The organism is Paraburkholderia sp. A1BS-2L, assembly GCF_051125205.1.
In the GTDB taxonomy this organism is placed as follows: domain Bacteria; phylum Pseudomonadota; class Gammaproteobacteria; order Burkholderiales; family Burkholderiaceae; genus Paraburkholderia.
In genome coordinates this window covers 1083475-1106652 of the sequence record NZ_CP120428.1, presented here as the reverse complement: position 1 = coordinate 1106652, position 23178 = coordinate 1083475, and the positions used below count along the sequence as shown (strand labels likewise).

Here is a 23178-nt window from a genome sequence, read left to right as displayed (position 1 = left end):
ACGATGGCGGCCAGACGCTCACAGCCGCGCCCCGCGCAGCGGACGAGGACGCGTGCGATACTGCGGCATCGACTTCGTCTGTTATGGCCCCACGTCCTTCATCCCCCTCCAAGGCGCCCCCAGCGCTCGCGTCTTCGCGCGCTGGCGAACGCCCCGCGCCGCATCGCGAACCGCCCGGACCAACCGAGCCGCTGGAGCCCGCGCATCTGCACGAGCCGCTCGGCCCGGACGATCCGTTGGCCCCACTGCCGTTCAACCCCTACAAGGGCAACCGCGGCGTGATGCGCGCCTGGCACGCGCTCAAATATTCGATCAAGGGTTTTCGCGTCGCCATCCGCGAGGAAAGCGCGTTTCGCCAGGAGCTCACGCTCGCGGCGATCCTCGTGCCCATCGGCGTGCTGGTGCCGGTCGAGCCGGTCGAGCGCGTGCTGCTGCTCGGCTCGGTGATGCTGGTGCTGATCGTCGAGCTGCTCAATTCGAGCATCGAAAACGCCGTCGACCGCATCGGCCTCGAACGCAACGAACTTTCGGGCCGCGCCAAGGATCTCGGCAGCGCGGCGGTCACGGTCGCGCTCCTCACCTGCGTGATGGCGTGGGGCTTGATCCTCGTGCCACGCTTCGGCCCCGCGCTGCTGCACTGGCTCGGCGCGCGCTGAGCCCCGCCCGCCCCGCACTGCACGCCCCTTTCCCGGCGTTCATGCCCCGCCTGCCGGACAGGGGTGGATAGACGCCGGGATCGTCGGTTTATAATCGAACGACAGTCTTAAAAAACGACCACCCACGACCGGGCACGCGACGCTTCGCACTTGCGACAGCGTTGCCGGCCCAGCGCCGCACACCCAAGGCCGGACGACATGGATTCAAAACCTCCCCGCCGTACACGCGAACGGATTCTTGAGCTGTCGTTGAAACTGTTCAACGAGATCGGCGAGCCCAACGTCACCACGACGACCATCGCCGAGGAAATGGAGATCAGTCCAGGCAACCTGTACTACCACTTCCGCAACAAAGACGACATCATCAACAGCATCTTCAGCCAGTTCGAGCAGGAGATCGAAAAGCGTCTGCGCTTTCCGGACGACCATCGCGCCACCATCGACGAAATGTGGGCGTACCTGCAGTACATGGTCGATTTCACGTGGCGCTACCGCTTCCTCTACCGCGACCTGAACGACCTGCTCGCACGCAATCGCACGCTGGAGATGCATTTCAAGCAGATCATCAGCCACAAGGTGCACTTCGCGAAGCAGTTCTGCGAGCAACTCGTGGAAGACGGCGAGATGGTCGCCACGGCCGCCGAGATCGACGTGATCTCGACCAATATCGGCGTGATAGCCACCTACTGGCTCTCCTACCAGTTCGTGATGAACCCGCGCAAATACAACGACCAGGAAGCGATCCAGGACGAGCTGCACCAGGTGAGCGTGCAGATCATCTCGCTGATGGCGCCTTATCTGCGTGGCCGCGCGCGCCAGCTCTTCGACGATCTCGTCTCGGGCAAGCTGCCCAAGCGGCAGTTCTACGATTACCTGCCGCCACGCGAAAGCGCGACGGGAGCGACAGGCGTGGCAGGCACCAAGGACAACAAGGATTTCCGCGCATGAAAGCAGTTTGCGTATATTGCGGCTCCTCGATGGGAGCCCGACCGGTCTATGACGAAGCGGCGCAGGCGTTCGGGCGCGCGCTCGTCGATGCCAATCTCGCGCTCGTCTACGGCGGCGGCAAGGTGGGCCTGATGGGCGTGATCGCCGACACCGTGATGGCCCATGGCGGCCGCGCGATCGGCGTGATTCCCGAGCTGCTGGTCGACAAGGAAGTCGGCCACAACGGCTTGACGGAGCTGCATGTCGTGCCCGACATGCATCAGCGCAAGAAGATGATGGCCGATCTCTCCGATGCGTTCGTCGCCATGCCCGGCGGCGCGGGCACGCTCGAAGAGCTGTTCGAGGTCTACACGTGGGCGCAGCTCGGCTATCACCACAAGCCGGTGGGCGTGCTCAATATCGATCGCTTCTACGACCCGCTCATCGCGCTGCTCGATCACACCGTGCGCGAAGGCTTCATGCGCCAGACCTATTTCGAGCTGCTGCAGATCGACAGCGACCCCGCCGCGCTGATCGGCAAGCTCAGGCACTACCACGCACCCGCCAAGGACAAGTGGGCCGATCAGCGCGAGAACGTTTGAGCATTGGGGCGTTTAGGCGCTTTGGGCGGCTGAGCCCGCGCTGATCCGCGCCGCACGCGCATCCCCATGCTACGCATGGACGCCATCGACAGGAGGTGACATCCAGATGGGCAAGGTCGTTCTGATCACAGGCGCGAGCCGCGGCATTGGCCGCGCATGCGCGCGGCTGCTCGGTGCACACGGCTGGACCGTGGGCGTGAATTATCTGCACAACGAACCGGCCGCTGAGGAAACCGCGGCCGAGGTCGGCCGCGCCGGCGGCCACGCGCGCGTGCTGCGCGGCGACGTCGCCAGCGAGGCGGACGTGGTCGCGATGTTCGACACGCTCGAATCGGCGTATGGGCGCCTCGATGCGCTCGTGAACAATGCGGGCATTGTCGCGCCCGGCTCGCAGCTCGCCGACATGGACGCCGCGCGCCTGAAGCGCATGTTCGACGTGAACGTCTACGGCGCCTTCCTGTGCGCGCGCGAAGCGGCGCGGCGCATGTCGAAGGATCGCGGCGGCGACGGCGGCGCGATCGTGAATGTGTCCTCGGCGGCGGCGCGCCTCGGTTCGCCCAACGAGTACGTCGACTATGCGGCATCCAAAGGCGCCATCGACACGATGACGATCGGCCTCGCCAAGGAGCTCGGTCCGCAGGGCGTGCGCGTGAATGCGGTGCGCCCCGGCCTCATCGACACGGAAATCCATGCGAGCGGCGGCCGGCCCGAGCGCGCGGCCGTGCTCGGCGCGCAAACGCCGCTCGGGCGTCCGGGCAGCGCCGAAGAAGTGGCGCAAACGATCGTGTGGCTCCTGAGCGACGCGGCGTCGTACGTGACGGGCGCCCTGCTCGACGTGAGCGGCGGGCGCTGAGCGATCCGCCCAGCGCGTGAGAACAACGAGTTTAGAACGACGAGCCCGGCTCGCGCAGAAACGCTGCTTCGGCGCTCGTAGTCGCGCGCCCTAGCTGCGCATTGCGGTGCGGGAACCGCCCGAAGCGTTCGATCACGGCCGCGTGGCGCAGCGCGTAATCGTAATAGCCCTTGCATTGCGGATCGTGCGTGAGCTCGCCGAAAAGCCGCAACGACTCGCGCTGCGCTTCGGCGGATTCGGCATGCTCGAACGGCAGATACGCGAACACCCGATGTTGCAGGCTCGGCAGATGCCGATCGGCGCCACTCTCCACCATCGCGCGCGCAATGCCAAGCGCCTTGTCGTCGGAGGAAAACGCACGCGGCGTGCCGCGATGGCAGTTGCGCGAGAACTGGTCGAGCAGAATCACCAGCGCCAACGCGCCCTCGGGCGTCGCGCACCACGCATCTAGCCCGCCCGCGCACGCGGCGTCGAGCAGCTCACCGAAGCGTTCGCGCAACCGCGCGTCGAACGCCGCGTCCTTGTGAAACCACATCTTGCGCTCGCGACCGAATTCCGCCGAACCCGGCAGGCCGAACCAGAAGTCGAGCACCTCACGCGCGCGCGGATCGAGCCCGTCGTGCGTGCGAGCGAGGTCGGGCGCGGCCCTCATTCAGCCAGCTCCAGCACGAGCCGGCGTGTGCGCGCGCTCTTCTTTTCGAGCTTCGCCACGCGCAAGCGGCCGATCTCTTCGGTATTGCGCACGTGCGTGCCGCCGCAAGGCTGGAGGTCGACGTTCTCGATGCGCAGCAGGCGCACGCGCCCGAGCCCCATCGGTGGCTTCACGCTCATCGTGCGCACGAGTTCGGGACGCTGCTGCATTTGCTCGTCGGTGATCCACTCGGTGGCGACGGGATGCGCACCGGCCACCAGTTCGGCGAGACGCGCCTCGACACTCTCGCGCTCGATCGGCTCGACGGTCGCAAAATCCAGGCGCGCATAGTCGGTCGTGATGCTGCAGCCGTCCACCGCATAGGGCAGCACCGCACACATCAGATGGCTCGCCGTATGCAGCCGCATATGCCGATGACGGCGCGCCCAATCGATTTGCGCGCGCACGCGTTCGCCGGCGGCAAGGCGCGCGAGCAGCGCCTCCTGGCCCGGCGCCGGGACGTGCAGCGCGTCGTCGGGGGTCGCGCCTTCGAATTTGGCCTTGCGTGTGTCGGCGATCGTGATGCGCGTGCCGTCCGCAAGCACGAGCGCGCCCGTGTCGCCGGCCTGCCCGCCGCCGAGCGGATAGAACACGGTCTGGTCGAGCCGCACGCCATCGTCGTCGACGGCGATCACCGTGGCGTCGCACTGCGTGAGATAGGCGTCTTCGCGAAAGAGCGCGCGGGTGGGAGGTGTCGTCATGGGGATCTGTCTCCTGCCGTCAAGGCCGAATCCTGCATTATGGGGACGCACGCAGCGGACCAAAAGACAGGCTGTGCGCGCGCCACCGCCGGACTGTACCGGCGCGCTTACCGGGCCGATCGAGTCGATCGCTACACGAAGCCCGCCTCAGCCCGGACGATTGCGCATCCAGTCTGCGGTATCGAAAAACGAATGCAGCAGGCGCTCGCGCAGCGCCTCGGCCAGGCCGACATCCTCCATCGCCCAGGCCATGCAGCGCAGCCACTGGTCGCGCTCGGACGAGGCGATGGCGAACGGCAGGTGTCGCGCGCGCAGGCGCGGATGGCCGAAGCGCTCGATGTAGTGGTCCGGGCCGCCGAGCCAGCCGCACAGGAACCAGAACAGCTTGTCGCGCGAGCCGTCCAGCGTCTGCGGGTGCATCGCGCGGATGCCGGCAAACTCGGGCTCGAGGTCCATCAGGTCATAAAAACGGTCGACGAGCTCGCGCACGCGCGCCTCGCCGCCGAGGAGTTCGAAGGCCGTGGGTTGCGGGGGCGCTTCGTCGGCTGGATCGGTCATACGGTTCAATCGTTGCGAAATTCGGTTGCGAAATTCGGTTGCCAAAACGGTATCGGCAAAACGCCTGACGTCCTGCCGGGGAAGCCGCCATTTTCGCATGGCGGCGCAGGCAACGCGCCGCCCCCTTCCTGCGCCATGCTTGTGATAAGCCGTTAGCGCCCTCGCGCCCACACCCGCATGGCCTCGTCGATGACGAGCACCACCGTTTCGCCCTCGCGCAGCGCCGTGTCGCTGCGCGCGATCACCACAGGGCCGGCCTCGGCGCGCACGCTGGCGAGATACACGTCGCTCCCGCCCTGGGCTCCCACACGATGGCGCACCACCGTGCTTTCCTCCACCACGCCGCCACCCGCGGCCTCGCTCGCCCAATCCGCCGCGCCACAGCACGGGCAGCGATAGCGCGCCGGAAACACCGCCTCGCCGCACGCGTTGCAGCGCGGAATCATCAGAACCGTCTCGCTCATGCCGGCCTCCTTTCGAGCACGACGGCATTCGCACACATGCCGTAGCGATACTGCACCATGCCGTAGCCGCTCACGAGCGCGAGCCGCGCCTCATGCACCTGACGCGCGCCGGCCAGGCCCTGAAGCTGCCGGATCGCTTCGACAAGCCCGTGCATGCCGCCCGCCGCACCCGCCTGCCCCGCCGAAAGCTGCCCGCCCGAGGTATTCACCGCCAGCTTGCGCAACGCAATGCGCGCGATCAGCGCGCGCAGGTCGCCGCCGGGCGCGTAGCCGAGATCGGCGAGCTGGATCAGCGTCATCACCGGGTAGTCGTCATAGACCGAAATCACGTCGATGTCGGCGGGCGTGGCCGCAGCCTGTGCCCAGAGCGCGCCGGCGAGCGCGGCAAGGCCCGTCTCCAGGCCATCGCCGATCTGATGATCGAGGTTGTAGCGGCATTGCAAGGCGCGTACATGAAGCGGCGCATGCGCGTGTTCGGCCTGCGCTTTCACGAGATCCGCGCGCGCCACCACGACGGCGTTCGCCCCGCACACCACGGGCACGCAATCGAAGCGCCCGAGCGGATCGGCCACGCGCGGCGCCGCGAGATACTCGTCGAGCGTGAGCGGCGCGCGGTACACCGCGCCCGGATTGAGCGCGGCCCACTCGCGCTGCGCCACGCACAACGCGCCGTAATCGCGCGCCTCCAGCCCGTAACGGCGCGCATGGCGTTGCGTGAGCATCGAGAAGAGACTGTTCGGCCCGCCGTTCTCGAGCGGCCGCAGATACGTGCGCGTCGTGAGGTTGTAGTGCTCGACCAGTTGCCGGAAATCGGCGGCTTCGAAGCGGTCGCCGGAAAGCAGCACGATCACCGAGGCGTCGCCGTGCTGCACCGCGCGGATCGCGTGCTGCAACATGTTGATCGCGCTCGCGCCGCCGTGGCAGTCGTCCATGCACCAGCGCGGGCTGATGCCCAGCCGCCAGGCCATGTCGATCGCATGATCGGGCGCGAGCGTGAACGACGCCACGCCAAGCCCGTCCACTTCGCGCGCCTCGAACCCCGATTGCTCGAGCGCCAGCGCAAACGCCTGAGCCAGCAAATCGCCGGTCGTGTGCTCCGGCGCCTGGCGGCCATACGGCACCTCGACGCCACAGACTACGGCAGCGCCTCCGAAATCAGATTCCATGTCCCCTCCTCGCACGGCTTGCCGCCGCGCGTGTCCTGTCCGTGTTCATCTTGCCTCGACTCCTCCGCGTTTTTCCTGCCGCCCCGACCTCGGGCGCACCCGCCTTGACAGCCGGTTTTTTTCATTATCCAATAAAACACATGAATTTTCATATTTTCGAGTCTAAAGGGTTTACGCGGGGGGGGGGCTCGCGGACGTTCACACAGATGCGCGCTCGAATCGCCGTCGCAACGCGTCAATCCCGCTGATCGAAACAGGCGGCGCCGCCGTCGCCGCACAAGGAGCCTCGCAATGAGCACCGCGCCCGTCATCGATGCCTTCGACGTCCTCGTCGAAGCCGTCGAGCCGCTTACGACGCACGTCACCGCGTTTCGCCTGCGCGCGCCCGATGGCCGAGCACTGCCCGGCTTCACTGCCGGTGCGCATATCCGCGTGCAAGTGGGCGGTGGCGACTGGCGCGCTTATTCGCTCATCAATCTCGCATCCGAAACCTGCAGCGCATGCGAGCACGCGCCCGATCACTACCTGATCGCGGTACGCCGCGAAGACGCGGGCGCGGGCGGCTCGCTGTGGATGCACACGCAAGTGCTCGCCGGCGACACCCTGCGCATCGCGCCGCCCGTCAACGCCTTCGCGCTCGACGCCGACACCGCCGACGCCGTGCTGATCGCGGGCGGCATCGGCATCACGCCGATCGCCTCGATGGCCGCCACGCTGGCCGCACGCGCGGCCCGCTACACCCTGCACTACACGGGGCGCTCGATCGCGCAACTCGCCTTCGTCGGCGCACTGCGCGCGCTCGCCGGCGAGCACCTGCATCTCTATGGCGACGATGAAGACAGCGAAGCTAACCGCTTCGACCTCGCGCGCCTGTTTGCCACGCTCACGCCGGGCCAGCCGATCTATGTTTGCGGCCCGCAAGGCCTGATCGACGCAGTCATCGGGCTTGCCAGCGAACGCGGCTGGCCGCGCGAGCGCATTCGCTCGGAGCTGTTCGCAGCCGCCACGCCCCACGCCGGCGACGCCGCATTCGAAGTCGAATTGCGCCAGAGCGGCATGACCCTCACCGTAGCCCCCGCGCAGACGATCCTCGACGCCATGCTCGACGCCGGGCTCGATCCGCTCTACGACTGCAAACGCGGCGAATGCGGCGTGTGCCAGGTGGGCGTGATCGAAGGCGCAGTCGATCACCGCGATTACTGCCTGAGCGAAGCGGAAAAGTGCTCGGGCAAGGTGATGCACATCTGCGTGTCGCGCGCCCGCGCGGGCCGCCTCATCATCGACGCATAAACATCCACGCCCCAGCCAAGGAGTCCGTCATGCCCCGCTATCGCGAAGACGCCGCCGCGCTTGCCGCGCTCGTCGAGCCGGACCAGGTCCACCGCGACGTGTATCTGGATCAGGAAGTGTTCGACCTCGAAATGGAGCGGCTCTTTCACCGCACCTGGGTCTATCTCGGCCACACGAGCCAGGTGCCCAACGCCGGCGACTACCTCACCGTCGACATCGCAAAAGAGCCGCTCGTGATGGTGCGCCAGGCCGACGGCACCGTGCGCGTGCTGAAGAACCGCTGCGCGCACAAGGGCGCGAAGCTGGTGAGCGCCCCCACCGGCAACACCGGCAAATTCTTCCGCTGTCCTTACCATGCGTGGACCTACAAGACCGATGGCAAGCCGCTCGCGATTCCGCTGAAGAACGGCTACGAAGGCACGCGCATGAGCGAGTGCCCCTCGGGCCAAGGCCTGACCGCCGTAGCCAACGTACAGACGTATCGCGGCTTCGTGTTCGTGCGCCTGTCCGACGAAGGCCCGTCGTTCAGCGACTATTTCGGCGACTCGCTCTCGTCCATCGACAACATGGCCGACCGCTCGCCCGAAGGCGAGCTCGAAATCGCGGGCGGCTGCCTGCGCTACGTGCACAACTGCAACTGGAAGATGTTCGTCGAGAACCTCAACGACACGATGCATCCGATGGTGGCGCACGAATCGTCTGCGGGCACAGCGAAAAAGCTCTGGGACGGCAAGAGCGCCGATGAGCCGAAGCCCATGGCAATCGAGCAGTTCGTGCCGTTCGTGTCCGACTACGCGTTCTTCGACGGCATGGGCGTGCGCGTGTTCGAGAACGGCCACAGCTACACGGGCGTGAACTTCTCGATCCATTCGAGCTACGCCGCGCTGCCCGAATACGAGCAGCAGCTGGCCGCGGCCTGGGGCGAGGAAAAAGCCAGGCAGGTGCTCGGCACCTCGCGTCACAACACGGTCTACTACCCGAGCCTCACGATCAAGGGCGCAATCCAGGCGATCCGCGTGGTGCGCCCCATCGCGCCGGACAAGACGGTGATCGAGTCGTGGACATTCCGCCTCAAGGGCGCGCCCGAGGTGCTGCTGCAACGCACGCTCACGTATTCGCGTCTCATCAACTCGCCAATGTCGGTGGTGGGCCACGACGACCTGCACGCGTACCGCGCGATCCAGGAAGGCCTCGCCGCGAACGGCAACGCATGGGTGAGCCTGCACCGCGACTACCGCGCCGACGAGAGCGAGGCGCGCGACCTCACCGTCAACGGCACGAGCGAGATCTCGATGCGCAACCAGTTCCGCGCGTGGGCGCGCTACATGGCGCCGCAAGCGTCGAAATAATTCCGGGGGGACCCAGCGATGACTGCAACACCTGACACGGCCCTGCGCGAGACGCTCGCCGATTTCGTCTACCGCGAGGCGCGCCTCATCGACGAAAAGCAGCTCGACGCATGGTACGAGCTGTTCGCCGAAGACGGCCTCTACTGGATTCCGCTCGCGCCCGATCAGCGCGACGGCCACAATCATGCCTCGCTGATGTATGAGGACCGCCTGCTGCTCAAGCTGCGCGTCGAGCGCCTGAAACAGCCGCGCGCCTTTTCGCAGCAGCCGGAGAGCCGCTGCCAGCACGTACTGCAGCGCCCCGAGATCGAGTCCGCCGGCGCCGACGGCTACCGCTTGCGCACGCCGTTCTTCTACGCCGAAGCGCGCGGCGACGAACAACTGATCTTCACAGGCGTGGTGCGCCATCACCTCGTCGAGGAAGGCGGCGCGCTGCGCATCCGCGAAAAGCGCATCGATCTGCTCAATTGCGACGCGGCGCTGCCGTCGGTCCAGCTTTTCATGTGAGGCACGCGGTGAACCACGAACCACGCCGTTCCGATCCGTTACCCTTCACTTCGGTGTATGCGGCCTTTGCCGCGAGCGCCGCGCGCTATCCCGACCACGACTTCCTCGTCGTGCTGCCGGAAACCGCGCAGATTTACGGCATCGACGCACGAACGCTGCGCTATGGCGAGGCGCTCTCCCAGGTCGACACGCTCGCTGCGCACTACCGCGCCGCGGGCTTTGGCCTCGGCCATCGTGCGGGGCTGATGCTCGAAAACCGGCCCACGTTCTTCCTGCACTGGCTCGCGCTGAATGCGCTCGGCGTCTCGGTCGTGCCACTCTCGACCGAGTTGCGCGCCGCCGAACTCGAATACATCACAGGCCACAGCGAACTCGATCTCGCAGTCGCGCCTTCAGCGCGCCATGCCGATCTGCGCGCGGCTGCGCTTGCGGCGCAGCGCGGCGTCGCGCTCCACGACGCCGATGCCGATGCCGATGCGATCCCGCACGCGGCCGCCGGGGCCCGCGCACCGGTCCAGGATGCGCCCGACGCCAACACCGAATGCGCGCTGCTCTACACCTCGGGCACGACAGGCCGCCCGAAAGCCTGCGTCTTGCCCAACGAGTACTTTCTGCTCGCGGGCCTTTGGTACAACCGCATCGGCGGCTTGTGCGCGCTGCGGCCCGGCGTCGAGCGCCTCGTCACGCCGCTGCCGATGACGCACATGAACGCGATGGCGTACTCGACCATGGCGATGATTCTCGCGGGCGGCGCCATCGTCGCGCTCGACCGCTTTCATCCGCGCAGCTGGTGGGCGAGCGTACGCGATGCGCGCGCGACCGTGATCCACTATCTCGGCGTGATGCCGGCCATGCTGCTCGGCGCGCCGGAAACCGTGCACGACCGCGACCACGCGGTGCGCTTCGGCTTTGGCGCAGGCGTCGACAAGACCCTGCACGCGCCGTTCGAGACCCGCTTCGGCATCCCGCTGCTCGAAGCCTGGGCGATGACCGAAACCGGCGCGGGCGCCGTGGTGATCGCCAACCGCGAGCCGCGCAACATCGGCATGTCGTGCTTCGGCAAGCCCGAGGCGGCGCTGGAGGTCAGGATCGTCGGCGACGACGGGCAGCCTGTGCTCGTGGGCGAACCAGGCGAGCTGCTCGTGCGCGCGAGCGGCGACACTCCGCGCCGGGGCTTCTTCCGCGAATATCTCAAGGATCCCGAAGCAACGGCGACGGCCTGGGAAGGCGGCTGGTTCCATACCGGCGACATCGTGAGGCAGGATGCCGACGGCCAGATGTATTTCGTCGACCGCAAAAAGAACGTGATTCGCCGCAGCGGCGAGAACATCTCGGCGGTCGAAGTCGAGAGCGTGCTGCGCAAGCATCCGTGCGTGGCCGACGTGGCCGTCGCGGCCACGCCCGATGCGATGCGCGGCGACGAAGTGCTCGCCTGCGTCGTCGCGCGCGAGCCGCAGCGCGAAGCCGAGCGCACTGCGCGCGCCGCCGAGCTCGTGGAGCTCTGCCTCGCACAGCTCGCGTATTTCAAGGCGCCCGGCTATGTCGCGTTCGTCGACGCACTGCCGCTCACCGGCACGCAGAAGGTGCAGCGCGCCGCCCTCAAGGACCTCGCGCGCACGCTGCCCGGCACGCCGGGCTGCATCGACACGCGCGCCATGAAGAAACGCCAGGATTGAGATGACGAACACCAACCACCAGGAAGGCGCCCTGAACCGTGCCGCCATCGTCACCGGCGGCAATGCCGGCATCGGCCGGGCGATCGTCGAGCATCTGCTCGAAGCCGGCTATGAAGTGATCTCGCTCGACCTGCGCGCGAACGCGCCGGGCCACGCACGCCTACGCACCGTCGAGGTCGATCTTTGCGACGCGGCGGCCGCGCGTGAAGCCGCGTCCGAAATCGCGGCGCGCCATGCACCCACCACGCTGATCCACAACGCCGGCGCGATTCGCCCGGCGCTTCTGCCCGACGTCACGCACGAAGACCTGCTCGCACTCACGAACCTGCATCTCGCCGCGCCCATCGCACTCGCGCAGGCGATGCTGCCCGCCATGCGCACGCAGCATTTCGGGCGTCTCGTGCTGATTTCGTCGCGCGCCGCGCTCGGGCTCGCCACGCGCACGGCCTACTCGGCGACCAAGGCGGGCATGCTCGGCCTCGTGCGCACCTGGGCGCTCGAACTCGGGCCGCTCGGCGTCACCGCGAACGCGATTGCGCCCGGCCCGATCCAGACCGACATGTTCCATGAGATCGTGCCCGCCGACAGCCCGAAGGTCGCGCAAATCGCGGCCGGCATTCCCGTGGGCCGGCTCGGCCAGCCCGACGACATCGCGCGCGCCGCAATGTTCTTCGCGGCGGCGGAGAACGGCTTCGTCACGGGGCAAACGCTTTATGTGTGCGGCGGCACGAGCACGGGCAGTCTCACGCTTTGACGAGCCTCGGGCCGCCTCACTTCGCGTGCTGCTCGATCAGCTTGCGCAGCACGTCGACGAATATCTTCGCTGTCTCGGGCTCGAACGGCAGCAGCACTGAAGCCTCGTGCTCCAGCGCGAGCGCCACCAGTTCCGCAGCGAGCGTGCTGCCATGCGGCGTGAGCGCCACGAGCGTGCGGCGGCGGCTCGCCGGGTCTTCCTGACGCACGACCAGCCCCGCCGCCTCCATGCGGTCGATCAGCTTGCTCACCGTGGGCTGCTTCGCGAGAATCACGCGCCCCAGATCGCCCATCGGCAGCGAGCCGTCGGAAAGACACGCGAGCACGCGCCATTGCAATACCGGAATCTTCTTGCGCGCGAGCGTGGCGTGGAATTCGTCAGAAATGAGGCTGCTCGCGCGCGCGAGCAGCGCGGCGAGATAGGTGTCGAGAAAGCGCATCGGCGCGGGGGCGCCGGGCACGGCCGGCTGGGTCGTACGCTTCGGTGTGCGCTTGGGAGTCGATTCGGTATTCATGGCATGGGAGAAAAAAGCCCTGGCATCATATGCCGAAATCCATGCCAATGGCAGGCCCTACGCCTGTCTGAGCCGCAGCGCACGCGGCCCTTCACGCATCGCGCAGCGATTGCAGCGCGGGCCGCGCGAGCACATGCCGCAGGCTGATCCAGCCGCCCACGCCCGCGCAGGCCACGCCCGCCGCGACGCCCGCAGGCAGGAGCCACGGATCGAACGCGAGATGGAAGGCGAACACTTTCGTGGCCAGCACCGACCCCACGGCCAGCGCGCCCACCGCCGCCATCAGCCCCGCGAGCGCGCCCACGGCAACGAACTCGGCCACCTGCACCGCGCGCACCTGCGCATGCGAGGCGCCCAGCGCGCGCAGCAGCGCCGACTCGCGCATGCGCTCGTCGCGCGTGCCCGCAAGCGCCGCATAGAGCACCAGCACGCCCGCCGCAAGCGTGAAGAGAAACAGGAACTGCACCGCGTTGATCACCTGCTCCAGCATGCGCTGGACCTGCGCGAGGATCGGGCCGACGTCGATGGCGGTCACGTTCGGATACTGTGCAACGAGCCCGTCCACCACGGCGCGCCGGTTCTCGGGAAGATGAAAACTCGTGATGTACGTGGCCGGAAAATCGCGCAACAGCGCGGGGGGCATCAGCACGAAAAAGTTCACCTTGAACGAACCCCAGTCGAGCTTGCGCACGCTCGTCACCGGCGCCGTCACTTCGAGGCCGGTCACGTCGAAGGTGAGCACGTCCCCGGGCTTCACGTCGATGAGCTTCGCGAGCCCCTGCTCGATCGATAGTTGCGGCGCGCTCGAATCGCCATACCACGTGCCCGCCTCGATGCGGTTGTCCTCGGGCAATTGCGTCGTGTACGAGAGGTTGAACTCGCGATCGACGAGACGGCGCGCATCCTCGCTCTTGTACTTTGCGGGATCCACGGGCTTGCCGTTGATCGTGACGAGACGCCCGCGCACCATCGGTTCGAGATCGGGATTCGCGATGCCGTGCGTCGTGAGCCACGCGGCCACGGCGTTGCGCTGCTCGGGCTGGATGTCGATGAGGAATTCATTGGGCGCATCGGGCGGCGTGGATTTGCGCCAGCCGTCGATCAGGTCGTTGCGCGTCATCGCGATGAGCAGCAGGCACATCAGGCCGATCGCGAGCGAAGTGATCTGCAGCGCGCTCGCGCCGGGCCGCCGCTCGAGCGATGCGAGCGCATAGCGCCAGCCCACGCCCGCACGCGCCTCGAAGCCGTAGCGCTGGCTGCGCGCGACGCGCGCCGCGCCCCACAGCGCGACCCGCGCGGCGCCGGCGAACACGACGAGTCCCAGCGCAAAGCCGCCCGCAACGATGCCGCCGAGCTTGAGCTCGCCCGCCGCGATCACCAGCAGCCCCGCAAACAGCGCAATGCCGATGGCGTACGCGGCCCACGCCGTGCGGCCCTCGTCGCCCCACTCGCGGCGCAGCACGCGCACCGGCGGCACGCGCGTGAGCGGCAGCAGCGGCGGCAGCGCGAAGCCGAGCAGCAGCACGAGGCCCGCCGCGATGCCTTCGAGCGCGGGCAGCGGCCCGGGGTGCGGCAGCACCACGTCGATCAGCGTGCCGAGCCAGGCGAGCAACGCGAGATGGCCCGCATAGCCCAGCGCCACGCCCAGCACGCCGCCCGCCAGTCCGAGGCCCGTGAATTCGAGCACGAACAGCGCACGCAGCGTACGCTGGCTCGCGCCGAGGCAGCGCATCGCGGCGCAGCCGTCCAGATGGCGACGCGTGTAGCGGTGCGCGGCCATCGCGATCGCCACGGCCGCCAGCAGCGCCGTGAGCAGCGAGACGAGCGTAAGGAAGTGGCGCGCGCGGTCGAGCGCCTGGCGCACCTGCGGCTGTCCGTCCTGCAGCGATTCAAGGCCGACGCCGCGCAGCTTGCCGCCGTCCACTCGCGCGTGCGCCCACTCGGCGAACCGCGCGACGGCGGAATCGGGGCCCGCCACGAGCAGCCGGTACGTGACGCGGCTGCCGTAGCCCGTGAGGCCAGTCGAAGGCAGATCGGCGGCGTTGAGCATCAGGCGCGGCGAGAAGTTCACGAACGAGAAGCCGCGATCGAGTTCGCGCGTGATCAGCGCGCCGATCGTGAAAATGCGCGTGCCGACCTTGACCCGGCTGCCCACCTGGACCTTGAGCGCGTCGAGCAGTTGCTGGTCGACCCAGACCGTGCCGGGCGGCGGGATGCCCCGCATCTCGCGCTCGGGCGCGCCAGGCGCGGACGCGAGACGCAACGCGCCGCGCAGCGGATAGCCCGGCGAGACCGACTTGACCGCGGCAAGGCGCGTGGCCGCCCGGGCGTCGGGCGCACCAGCGGCCCCTTCGGCGCTCACCATGCTCGGGAAGATGGCCGTGGCCGCGGTATGCAAGGCCAGCGACTGCGCCTCTTGAGCGAAAGCAGGATCGACCGGATGGTCGGCGCGCACGATGAAGTCCGCGGCGATCATGCCCCGGGCGTCGCGCTCCAGGCCACGCTGGAGCCGGTCGGCGAGAAAACCCACGCTTGCAAGCGCCGCCACCGCCAGCACGAGCGCCAGCAGCAGCATCGTCAGCTCGCCCGCGCGCCAGTCGCGCGCGCTCATGCGCGCGGCGAGGCGCACGAGGTCGGGCCAGCCGAGCGGGGTACGAGGGGTATGTGAAGTGGGGACGGCCGGCGGTGCAGCGCCCGCCCCGCCGCCGTGCGGCTGCTCACTGCCCGCGCGCGGCGGCATGGGCCCGGAACGGTCCGGGTCACCCCCCGGCGCTGCGCTGGAGGCAGACGAGGAAGGCCCGGCGCCGCTCAATCGTGGCGGCTCCGCAGCGAAAAGCGCGAGACCATATGCGTGGCCATGCCGCGAAACCCGCCCTGCACGCCACGCCACAGACGCGGCAAGGCCCAGGCAGCCACCAGCAGGAAAGCCACGAGCATCACCAGAAACAGCAACGGCGCGAACAGTGCAAGCAGCACGCCAATAAAGGTCATGCCGTCCTCCGCGCCGGACGCGACGACGTTCGACACCGGCTCGGGCGAGAGATTGATCAGTGCGCGCGTGCCGGCCTTGGCCAGATGCGCCGTGCCGGCGAGCGTGCCGCCGGCGAGCGCCGCCACCGTGAGCAGCGCCGGATCGGCATGGCCGAGCGCGCCGACCGCCAGCACAGCGCCGGCGGGAATGCGGATGAAGGTATGCACGGCGTCCCAGAGCGAGTCGAACGCGGGGACTTTATCGGCAAGAAATTCGAGCACCGTGAGCGCGGCGGCAATGCCGATCACCCAGGGCGAGGCGAGAATCGCCAGTGTGTCGGGCAAATGGATGAAGCCGAGGCGCTGCAGCACGCCGGCTATCAGAACCGTGAGGTAGAGGCGCAGACCGCTGCCCCAGGAAAGGCCCGCGGCAAGCGAAAGTGGTTCCAGCATGACTGCCTCCTCGCGCGAGGCGCGTGCGGCGCCGTCCCCACGAACCGGACGTGGTGCGGAGTGTTGGGAGTGATCGGGCTATGGTCATTCCATTATAGCCACGCAAACCTCCGCGTCGCTGCTGCGTTGCACGAGCGCACCAGACGTGGCGCGCCCGGCGGCAACCCGCACTGAAACAGGCGCCTCAGGCCGCCGACGAAAGCTTGAGCCCGACGAGCCCCAGTACGATCAGCGCGGCGCTGGCCACGCGCGCGACGCTGGCCGCTTCGCCCATCACAATGATGCCGAGGATGAACGCGCCCACCGCGCCGATGCCGGTCCATACCGCGTACGCCGTGCCGAGCGGCAGTTGGCGCATGGCGAGTGCGAGCAGCCAGAAGCTGCCGAGCGCCGTCACGATGGTGAACGCCGACCAGCCGAGCTTGGTAAATCCAACGGACAGCTTGACACCCGACGCCCATGCAACTTCGAGCACGCCGGCAATGAGGAGGTAAATCCAGGCCACGAGAACGTTCCCCTTGAGAAGTGGGGCCGTCCCCGTTTGAAGATGAGACGCAAGGTCGTCCTTACGCGTCTGTAAGTATATCACGGCGGGGCCTGCAGCCTGGCCGGGCCGGCCACCCGCTTCGGCACGCCAGTGCTACTGCACGCCCACCAGCCGATACCCCACGCCCGTCTCGGTGACGATGTGCTCGGGCTGCGCCGGATCGCGCTCCAGTTTCTGCCGCAGATGCGCCATATAGATGCGCAGATAGTGGCTGCTCTCGACGTGCGAAGGCCCCCAGACCTCGCGCAGCAGTTGCCGGTGGGTCAGCACGCGGCCCGCGTCGCGCACGAAGGTCGCGAGCAGGCGGTACTCGATCGGCGTGAGGTGCACGGGCGCGCCGTCGCGCGTCACCTGGCGCAGGGCCAGGTCGACGGTCACCGCGCCGAAGCTCACCTGCGGCGCTTCGTTCGCGCCGCCCCGGTTGCGGCGGCGCAAATGCGCGCGAATGCGCGCGAGCAGCTCGGAGACGCCGAACGGCTTGGTGAGGTAATCGTCTGCGCCGGCGTCGAGCGCGGCAACCTTTTCGCTCTCCTGCGTGCGCGCCGACAACACGATCACCGGCAGGTCGCTCCAGCCGCGCAGTTCGCGGATCACGTCGAGCCCATCCGTGTCGGGCAGGCCCAGATCGACGATCACGAGGTCGGGCTTACGCGTCGCCGCCTCGACGAGCCCCTGTTTGCCGGTCTCGGCGTCGTAGACGGCAATGCCCTCCCCCTCCAGCGATGCGCGCACGAAGCGGCGGATCTGCTTTTCGTCTTCGATCAGGACAACGGCGAGGCTCGGATCACTCATGGGCGGGCTTGAGATCGGCGGGTTCATCGGTCGGCAACGGCGGCGGCGTCTGCACCGGCAGCGCAAACCAGAACGACGCGCCTTCGACGTGGCCATCGGCGGCCAGGCGGTTGGTTGCGCCGATTGTACCGTCGTGCGCCTCCACGATCGCGCGGCAGATCGCAAGCCCGAGGCCGATGCCGGGCTTCGCCGATTCCTTCTCGCCGCGCGTGAACTTCTCGAATACGCGCTCGCCCATGCCGTGCGGCAGGCCCGGACCCGCATCGTCGATGCTCACGCGCACGAACGGCTGACCGTTCTCTTCGATGCGGCGCGCGGAGATCGTGAGCGGCGTGTCGGGCGGCGTGTACTTCGCGGCGTTTTCCAGCAGGTTCGAGAAGAGCCGCTCCATGAGCACCGCGTCGAGCTGCAGCAAGGGCAAGCCCGCTTCGAGCTGCACCTGTACCGGGTGCCGCGTCAGCACGCGGCGGCACGCGGCCAGCGCCGCGCCCACGGTTTCCTCCAGCAGCGTCCACTGCCGGTTGAGCTTGAGGCTGCCCGCCTGCAGGCGCGCCATGTCGAGCAGATTCGTGACGATGCCGGTCATGCGCAGCGCCTCATCGTGGATCGCCTCGATGAGCTCACCGGAGCGTACATTCCGTGCGTCGGCCGGCGTGCCCGCCGCATCGGACTCATGCGCCTGCGCGAGCATCGACGAAAAGCCGACGATGGCCGTGAGCGGCGTGCGCAGGTCGTGCGAGATCGCCGAGAGCAGCGAGTTGCGTAATCGTTCGGACTCCATGTTGACGAGCGCGTCGCGCGCGATCTCCACGTAGTGCACGCGTTCGAGCGCGAGCGCGATCTGCGCGGCGAACGCGTCGAGCATGCGCTGCTGCTCGGGCACCTGCATTTCGCGCGCGTCGCGCGTGACCACCGCGAGCACGCCGCGCGTGCGCATCGGCGCCTTGAGCGGCAGATAGAGCGCCGCCGCTGCGGGCAGCGTGTCGGTGCCGCGGCCAGCGGGCTTTTGCTGGTCGTAGACCCACTGGCCCACATCGATGTCGAGGCTCCCCGGTTCGAGCATGATCTGCGGATCGGGGTCCTCGATCTTCTGCTGGACCCTGTCGGCGCTGTCGGGCAGGAGTATCGCCACGCGCGCGCCGAACACCTCGCTCACATGGCGGCTGCCGATCGCCACGATCTGTTCCGTCGCGAGCGCGGCCGCCAGCTCGCGCGCCATCGCGTACATCGCGCCCGTGCGCTGCTCGCGCCGCTGCGCGACGCTCGCCTCGCGGCGCAGGCTCGAAGTGAGATGGCTGATGACGAGCGAGGTGAGCAGCATGCCCACGAAGGTCAGCAGGTACTGCGTGTCGCTCACCGAGAACGACAGGCGCGGCGGCACGAAGAAAAAATCGTAGGCGGCCACGCTCGCGAACGAGAGCAGCACGCCGGGGCCGCGCCCGAGCTTCGTCGCCGTGAAGATCACGCCGAGCAAATAGAGCATCACGAGATTGGCGAGCGCGAAGCGGTCCATCACGGTGCTCGCGAGCACCGTGATGGACGCGCAGATCAGCAGCGCCGCCGCGTAGGCGCGCGGCGGCGAGCGATTCGCAGTGCCGCTCGCGATGGCCGCACGCCAGGCGTTGGCCGCGCGCGCCGCGGCCAACGCCTCACGCTGCGCGCCCACGAGCCGGTCGTTATCGGCGGCGCTCGCGCGCACCAGGGTCAAGTCAGCACCCTCGGCCTTTTCGGCGAGGCGCTCGCCGAACGGCCGGCGCAGCCAGCGCCACCACGATGCGCCTCTGCGCGCCGAAACACCCGCCACGAGCTTCGAGACGTTGCGCAGCCGCGCATAGCCCGCGAGCGTAACGGCCGCGTCCTCGCCGGCGAGCGTGGCGGTTTCCGCGCCCAGTTCGGAGGCGAGCTTGAGGGCGCCGAGCGTACGCTGGCGCACCTCGTCGGGCAAGCGCTGAAGCCTGGGCGTCTCCACGTACACGGCGATCCAGTCGGCCTTCAGGCTCGCCGCGAGCCGCGCCGAGGCGCGCACCAGCGCGCTCGCCTCGGGGCCCGGGCCCACGCACACGAGCAGCCGCTCGCGCGCCTGCCAGACGTGCTGGATCGAGCGGTCGGCGCGATACTCGTGCATCTGCGCGTCGACGCGATCGGCCGTGCGGCGCAGCGCCAGTTCGCGCAGCGCGATCAGGTTGCCCTTGCGGAAGAAATTGCGCACCGCGCGCTCGGCCTGCGCGGGCATGTACACCTTGCCGTCGCGCATGCGGTCGAGCAGCTCCTCGGCGGGCAGGTCGACCAGCGTGACTTCGTCCGCGCCGTCGAACACGCGGTCGGGCACCGTTTCCCAGACGCGGATGCCGGTGATCTGCCCCACCACGTCGTTGAGGCTTTCGAGGTGCTGGACGTTGACAGTCGTGTAGACGTCGATGCCCGCGTCGAGCAGTTCGTAGACGTCCTGCCAGCGTTTCATGTGGCGCGCGCCCTGCACATTCGAATGCGCGAGCTCATCGACCAGCACGAGTTGCGGCTTGCGCCCGAGCGCCGCGTCCAGATCGAACTCCTCGAGCATGCGCCCGCGGTACGCGATGCGCTGGCGCGGCAATTCTTCGAGGCCGCTCGTGAGCGCGGCGGTCTCGCTGCGCCCATGGGTCTCGACGATGCCGACCACCACGTCCATGCCCTCCTCCTGGCGGCGGCGCGCGGCCTGGAGCATCGCGTAGGTCTTGCCGACGCCCGCCGACGCGCCAAAGAAAATCTTCAGCTTGCCGCGGCGGCGTTTTTCTTCGTCGCGCTGGAGCCGGTCGAGGAGTTCGTCGGGATCGGGGCGGTTCATGCGGATTTCATGGGGGGGGGGGTCGCGGAAGATCGTCTCACCGTGGCACTGAATAAGCAAACAGCAGGCGCCGCATGCTGCCGAGGCGGCATGCGGCGCCCGGCTGCCATCAGCCTTCGGCGTCGCGTCATAGTTCAGCTCGCCGTCTTACCGTCGAGCGCGAGGTTCAGTTCGAGCACGTTCACGCGCGGCTCGCCGAACACGCCGAACTGGCGTCCCCGGGTATAGCGATCCACGAGCGCCTGCACGTCGTTCGTGCTCAAGTGGCGCGCCCTGGCCACGCGTGGCACCTGGTACGCGGCGGCGGCCGGCGAGATCTCGGGATCGAGCCCGCTCGCCGACGAGGTCACGAGATCGGCGGGAACAGGTTGCGACCCGGGCTGCGAAACATCGGTGCCCGCGGCCTTGAGCGCCGCGATGCGGCCTTTGACTTCGTCGGCGAGCGCCGGGTTGGTAGGGCCGAGGTTCGAGCCGCCGGAACCGGCCGCGTTGTATGGATTCGGCGCCGTGGCCGAGAGACGGCCCCAGAAGTACTGGGGCGCATCGAACTGCTGGCCGATCAGCTTGCTGCCCACCACCTTGCCGTTCACCTCGACAAGACTGCCGTTCACCTGGCGATGAAACACCGCCTGGCCGAACGCGGTCATCACGGCCGGATACACGAGACCGGTGATCGCCGTGAGCACGGCGAAGATCACGATAAGAGGTCGAAACTGCGCTTTCATTCTGGATTCCTGTTCATCAGATAGCATCAGATAACGCGCGACTGTCAAACCCAGCCGAACGCGGTGAGCACCATGTCGATCAGCTTGATGCACGGGAACGGCAGGAGAATGCCGCCGAGGCCGTAGATCAGCAGATTGCGGCGCAGCAGCGTCGCGGCGCCGAGCGGCCGGTACTTCACGCCCTTGAGCGCGAGCGGAATCAGCATCACGATGATGAGCGCGTTGAAGATCACCGCCGAGAGAATCGCCGACGACGGCGAGCTCAGATGCATGACGTCGAGCACGCGCAACTGCGGATAGGTCGTCGCGAACGCCGCCGGAATGATCGCGAAGTACTTGGCGACGTCGTTGGCGATCGAGAAGGTCGTGAGCGAGCCGCGCGTCATGAGCATCTGCTTGCCGATCTCGACGATCTCGATGAGCTTGGTCGGGTTCGAGTCGAGATCGACCATGTTGCCCGCTTCCTTCGCGGCCTGGGTGCCGGTGTTCATCGCCACCGCCACGTCGGCCTGCGCGAGCGCCGGCGCGTCGTTGGTGCCGTCGCCGGTCATCGCCACGAGCTTGCCTTGCGCCTGGTGCGCGCGGATAGTCGCGAGCTTGGTCTCGGGCGTCGCTTGCGCGAGGAAGTCGTCCACGCCCGCCTCGGCGGCGATCGCGGCGGCGGTCAGGCGGTTGTCGCCCGTCACCATCACGGTCTTAATGCCCATCTTGCGCAGTTCGGCGAAACGCTCCTTGATGCCGCCCTTCACCACGTCCTTCAACTCGATCACGCCGAGCACGCGCGCGACCTTGTCGTGCATCTCCGCCACCACCAGCGGCGTGCTGCCGCGGCGCGCCACGTCGTCCACTGCCGTGTTGACTTCCGTGGGAAAGCGGCCGCCCTGGTCTTCGACATAGTGCTTGATCGCATCGGCGGCGCCCTTGCGGATCTCGCGGGCATGCGTGCCGGGCGCCGTGCCCTCGGGCGACAGGTCCACGCCGCTCATGCGCGTCTGCGCGCTGAAGGCGAGGAACACCGCGTGCAGCCCGCCCATGTCGCGCTGGCGAATGTTGAAGCGCTGCTTCGCGAGCACCACGATGCTGCGGCCTTCCGGTGTTTCGTCGGCGAGCGAGGCGAGCTGTGCGGCGTCCGCGAGCGCTTCCTCGGTCACGCCGGGCGCGGACACGAACGCCGACGCCTGGCGATTGCCGAGCGTGATCGTGCCGGTCTTGTCGAGCAGCAGCACGTCCACGTCGCCGGCGGCTTCCACCGCGCGGCCCGAAGTGGCGATCACGTTGGCCTGCATCATGCGGCTCATGCCCGCCACGCCGATCGCCGAAAGCAGCCCGCCGATGGTGGTCGGAATCAGGCACACGAGCAGCGCGACGAGCACCGTGATCGTCACCACGTGGCCCATCTTCGCTGCCCCGACCGAGAACATCGAGAACGGCAACAGCGTCGCGGTCGCGAGCAGCAGCACGATGGTCAGCGCAACCAGCAGAATCGTCAGCGCGATCTCGTTGGGCGTCTTCTGGCGCTTGGCGCCCTCGACCATCGCGATCATGCGGTCGAGAAATGCCTCGCCGGGGTTGGCCGTCACCCGCACGACGATCCAGTCCGAGAGCACGCGCGTGCCGCCCGTGACCGACGAAAAGTCGCCGCCCGATTCGCGGATCACCGGCGCCGATTCACCCGTGATCGCCGATTCGTCCACCGAGGCCACGCCCTCGATCACCTCGCCGTCGGCGGGAATGGTGTCGCCGGTCTCGACCAGCACCACGTCGCCGCGCCGCAAATCGGACGCGGTCATGATGCGGATCGGCGCCTTCGGATGCGGCTCGTTGAGCTTCTTGGCCATCACGTCTTTCTTGGCCTGGCGCAGCGATGCGGCCTGCGCCTTCGAGCGCCCTTCGGCCAGCGCCTCCGCGAAGTTCGCGAACAGCACCGTGAACCACAGCCACAGCGCGATGACGAGAATGAAACCCGCGGGCGCCTCGGCCTGGCCCATGAGCGCGGCGCCCCAGAGGATCGTCGTGAGCACGCTGCCCACGTAGACGCAGAACATCACCGGGTTGCGCAACTGGGTGCGCGGATTGAGTTTCCTGAACGAGTCCACGATGGCCGGGCGCACGAGCGCCGGATCGAACATGGACCGTGTTGCACTATGTTGTGTCATTTG

At 68.0% G+C, this 23178-nt stretch carries 22 protein-coding genes; 9 read left to right on the top strand and 13 right to left on the bottom strand.

Annotated elements, in window-relative coordinates; all coding sequences use genetic code 11:
* Positions 1–83 precede the first annotated feature (83 nt).
* The 4 genes from P5W98_RS04940 to P5W98_RS04925 all read left to right on the top strand — a co-directional run bounded on the left by P5W98_RS04940 (position 84) and on the right by P5W98_RS04925 (position 3038).
* On the top strand, positions 84–656 hold the full coding sequence (locus tag P5W98_RS04940) for a diacylglycerol kinase (RefSeq protein WP_434718508.1): 573 nt from the start codon (positions 84–86) through the stop codon (positions 654–656).
* A 198-nt stretch (positions 657–854) separates the two neighbouring features.
* Positions 855–1604 carry a TetR/AcrR family transcriptional regulator gene (locus P5W98_RS04935; protein ID WP_434718411.1) on the top strand — a complete coding sequence of 250 codons (750 nt, stop codon included), beginning with the start codon at positions 855–857 and terminating at the stop codon, positions 1602–1604.
* The gene (locus P5W98_RS04930; RefSeq protein WP_421023541.1) at positions 1601–2185 is read left to right on the top strand and encodes a TIGR00730 family Rossman fold protein; all 585 of its coding nucleotides are present in this window, start codon (positions 1601–1603) and stop codon (positions 2183–2185) included. Before P5W98_RS04935 ends, P5W98_RS04930 begins: the two co-directional genes overlap by 4 nt.
* Positions 2186–2291: 106 nt before the next feature.
* Positions 2292–3038, top strand: coding sequence for an SDR family oxidoreductase (locus P5W98_RS04925; protein ID WP_421023540.1), 747 nt, complete (start codon positions 2292–2294; stop codon positions 3036–3038).
* Between the two features lie 31 nt (positions 3039–3069).
* On the opposite strand, the gene P5W98_RS04920 is transcribed toward P5W98_RS04925, so the two are convergent.
* From P5W98_RS04920 to P5W98_RS04900, 5 genes are all read right to left on the bottom strand, one after another.
* Complete coding sequence (locus P5W98_RS04920) at positions 3070–3690, bottom strand: DUF924 family protein (RefSeq protein WP_434718410.1); 621 nt, start codon at positions 3688–3690, stop codon at positions 3070–3072.
* The gene (locus P5W98_RS04915; RefSeq protein ID WP_434718409.1) at positions 3687–4430 is read right to left on the bottom strand and encodes an alanyl-tRNA editing protein; all 744 of its coding nucleotides are present in this window, start codon (positions 4428–4430) and stop codon (positions 3687–3689) included. The genes P5W98_RS04920 and P5W98_RS04915 overlap by 4 nt, the downstream gene beginning before the upstream one ends.
* A gap of 147 nt (positions 4431–4577) precedes the next feature.
* Entirely contained in the window at positions 4578–4988 is a 411-nt protein-coding gene (locus tag P5W98_RS04910; protein WP_421079213.1) for a group II truncated hemoglobin, read from the bottom strand.
* A gap of 152 nt (positions 4989–5140) precedes the next feature.
* Complete coding sequence (locus P5W98_RS04905) at positions 5141–5452, bottom strand: Zn-ribbon domain-containing OB-fold protein (protein ID WP_434718408.1); 312 nt, start codon at positions 5450–5452, stop codon at positions 5141–5143.
* Complete coding sequence (locus tag P5W98_RS04900; RefSeq protein WP_434718407.1) at positions 5449–6618, bottom strand: thiolase family protein; 1170 nt, start codon at positions 6616–6618, stop codon at positions 5449–5451. The genes P5W98_RS04905 and P5W98_RS04900 overlap by 4 nt, the downstream gene beginning before the upstream one ends.
* A 291-nt stretch (positions 6619–6909) precedes the next feature.
* On the opposite strand from P5W98_RS04900, the gene P5W98_RS04895 reads away from it, so the two are divergent.
* From P5W98_RS04895 to P5W98_RS04875, 5 genes are read left to right on the top strand one after another with little or no spacing between them, the layout of a single operon-like run.
* Complete coding sequence (locus P5W98_RS04895) at positions 6910–7908, top strand: PDR/VanB family oxidoreductase (RefSeq protein WP_421079210.1); 999 nt, start codon at positions 6910–6912, stop codon at positions 7906–7908.
* Positions 7909–7937: 29 nt separating this feature from the next.
* Positions 7938–9257: an aromatic ring-hydroxylating dioxygenase subunit alpha gene (locus tag P5W98_RS04890; RefSeq protein WP_421079209.1), complete on the top strand. Its 1320-nt coding sequence runs from the start codon at positions 7938–7940 to the stop codon at positions 9255–9257.
* A gap of 18 nt (positions 9258–9275) precedes the next feature.
* Positions 9276–9764, top strand: a complete 489-nt coding sequence (locus P5W98_RS04885; protein WP_421079208.1) for an aromatic-ring-hydroxylating dioxygenase subunit beta — start codon at positions 9276–9278, stop codon at positions 9762–9764.
* Positions 9765–9772: 8 nt separating this feature from the next.
* A complete protein-coding gene (locus P5W98_RS04880) occupies positions 9773–11440 on the top strand; it encodes an AMP-binding protein (RefSeq protein WP_434718406.1) in 1668 nt (555 codons plus the stop codon).
* A gap of 1 nt (position 11441) precedes the next feature.
* On the top strand, positions 11442–12194 hold the full coding sequence (locus P5W98_RS04875) for an SDR family NAD(P)-dependent oxidoreductase (RefSeq protein ID WP_434718405.1): 753 nt from the start codon (positions 11442–11444) through the stop codon (positions 12192–12194).
* 16 nt (positions 12195–12210) lie between these two features.
* On the opposite strand, the gene P5W98_RS04870 is transcribed toward P5W98_RS04875, so the two are convergent.
* The 8 genes from P5W98_RS04870 to kdpB form a co-directional block, all read right to left on the bottom strand.
* Positions 12211–12708, bottom strand: a complete 498-nt coding sequence (locus P5W98_RS04870; protein WP_421044110.1) for a MarR family winged helix-turn-helix transcriptional regulator — start codon at positions 12706–12708, stop codon at positions 12211–12213.
* A 91-nt stretch (positions 12709–12799) separates the two neighbouring features.
* Positions 12800–15319, bottom strand: a complete 2520-nt coding sequence (locus tag P5W98_RS04865) for an ABC transporter permease (RefSeq protein ID WP_434718507.1) — start codon at positions 15317–15319, stop codon at positions 12800–12802.
* Between the two features lie 197 nt (positions 15320–15516).
* Positions 15517–16131 (bottom strand): DUF4126 domain-containing protein, encoded by a 615-nt coding sequence (locus P5W98_RS04860; protein WP_434718404.1) that lies wholly within the window; start codon positions 16129–16131, stop codon positions 15517–15519.
* 184 nt (positions 16132–16315) lie between these two features.
* Positions 16316–16636, bottom strand: a complete 321-nt coding sequence (locus tag P5W98_RS04855; RefSeq protein WP_434718403.1) for a DMT family transporter — start codon at positions 16634–16636, stop codon at positions 16316–16318.
* Positions 16637–16771: 135 nt separating this feature from the next.
* Positions 16772–17470, bottom strand: a complete 699-nt coding sequence (gene kdpE / locus P5W98_RS04850) for a two-component system response regulator KdpE (RefSeq protein WP_421044113.1) — start codon at positions 17468–17470, stop codon at positions 16772–16774.
* A complete protein-coding gene (locus tag P5W98_RS04845; RefSeq protein WP_434718402.1) occupies positions 17463–20294 on the bottom strand; it encodes a DUF4118 domain-containing protein in 2832 nt (943 codons plus the stop codon). The genes kdpE and P5W98_RS04845 overlap by 8 nt, the downstream gene beginning before the upstream one ends.
* Positions 20295–20428: 134 nt before the next feature.
* Entirely contained in the window at positions 20429–21019 is a 591-nt protein-coding gene (gene kdpC / locus P5W98_RS04840) for a potassium-transporting ATPase subunit KdpC (RefSeq protein WP_434718401.1), read from the bottom strand.
* 44 nt (positions 21020–21063) lie between these two features.
* Positions 21064–23175: a potassium-transporting ATPase subunit KdpB gene (gene kdpB, locus P5W98_RS04835; RefSeq protein WP_434718400.1), complete on the bottom strand. Its 2112-nt coding sequence runs from the start codon at positions 23173–23175 to the stop codon at positions 21064–21066.
* Between the last annotated feature and the right edge of the window lie 3 nt (positions 23176–23178).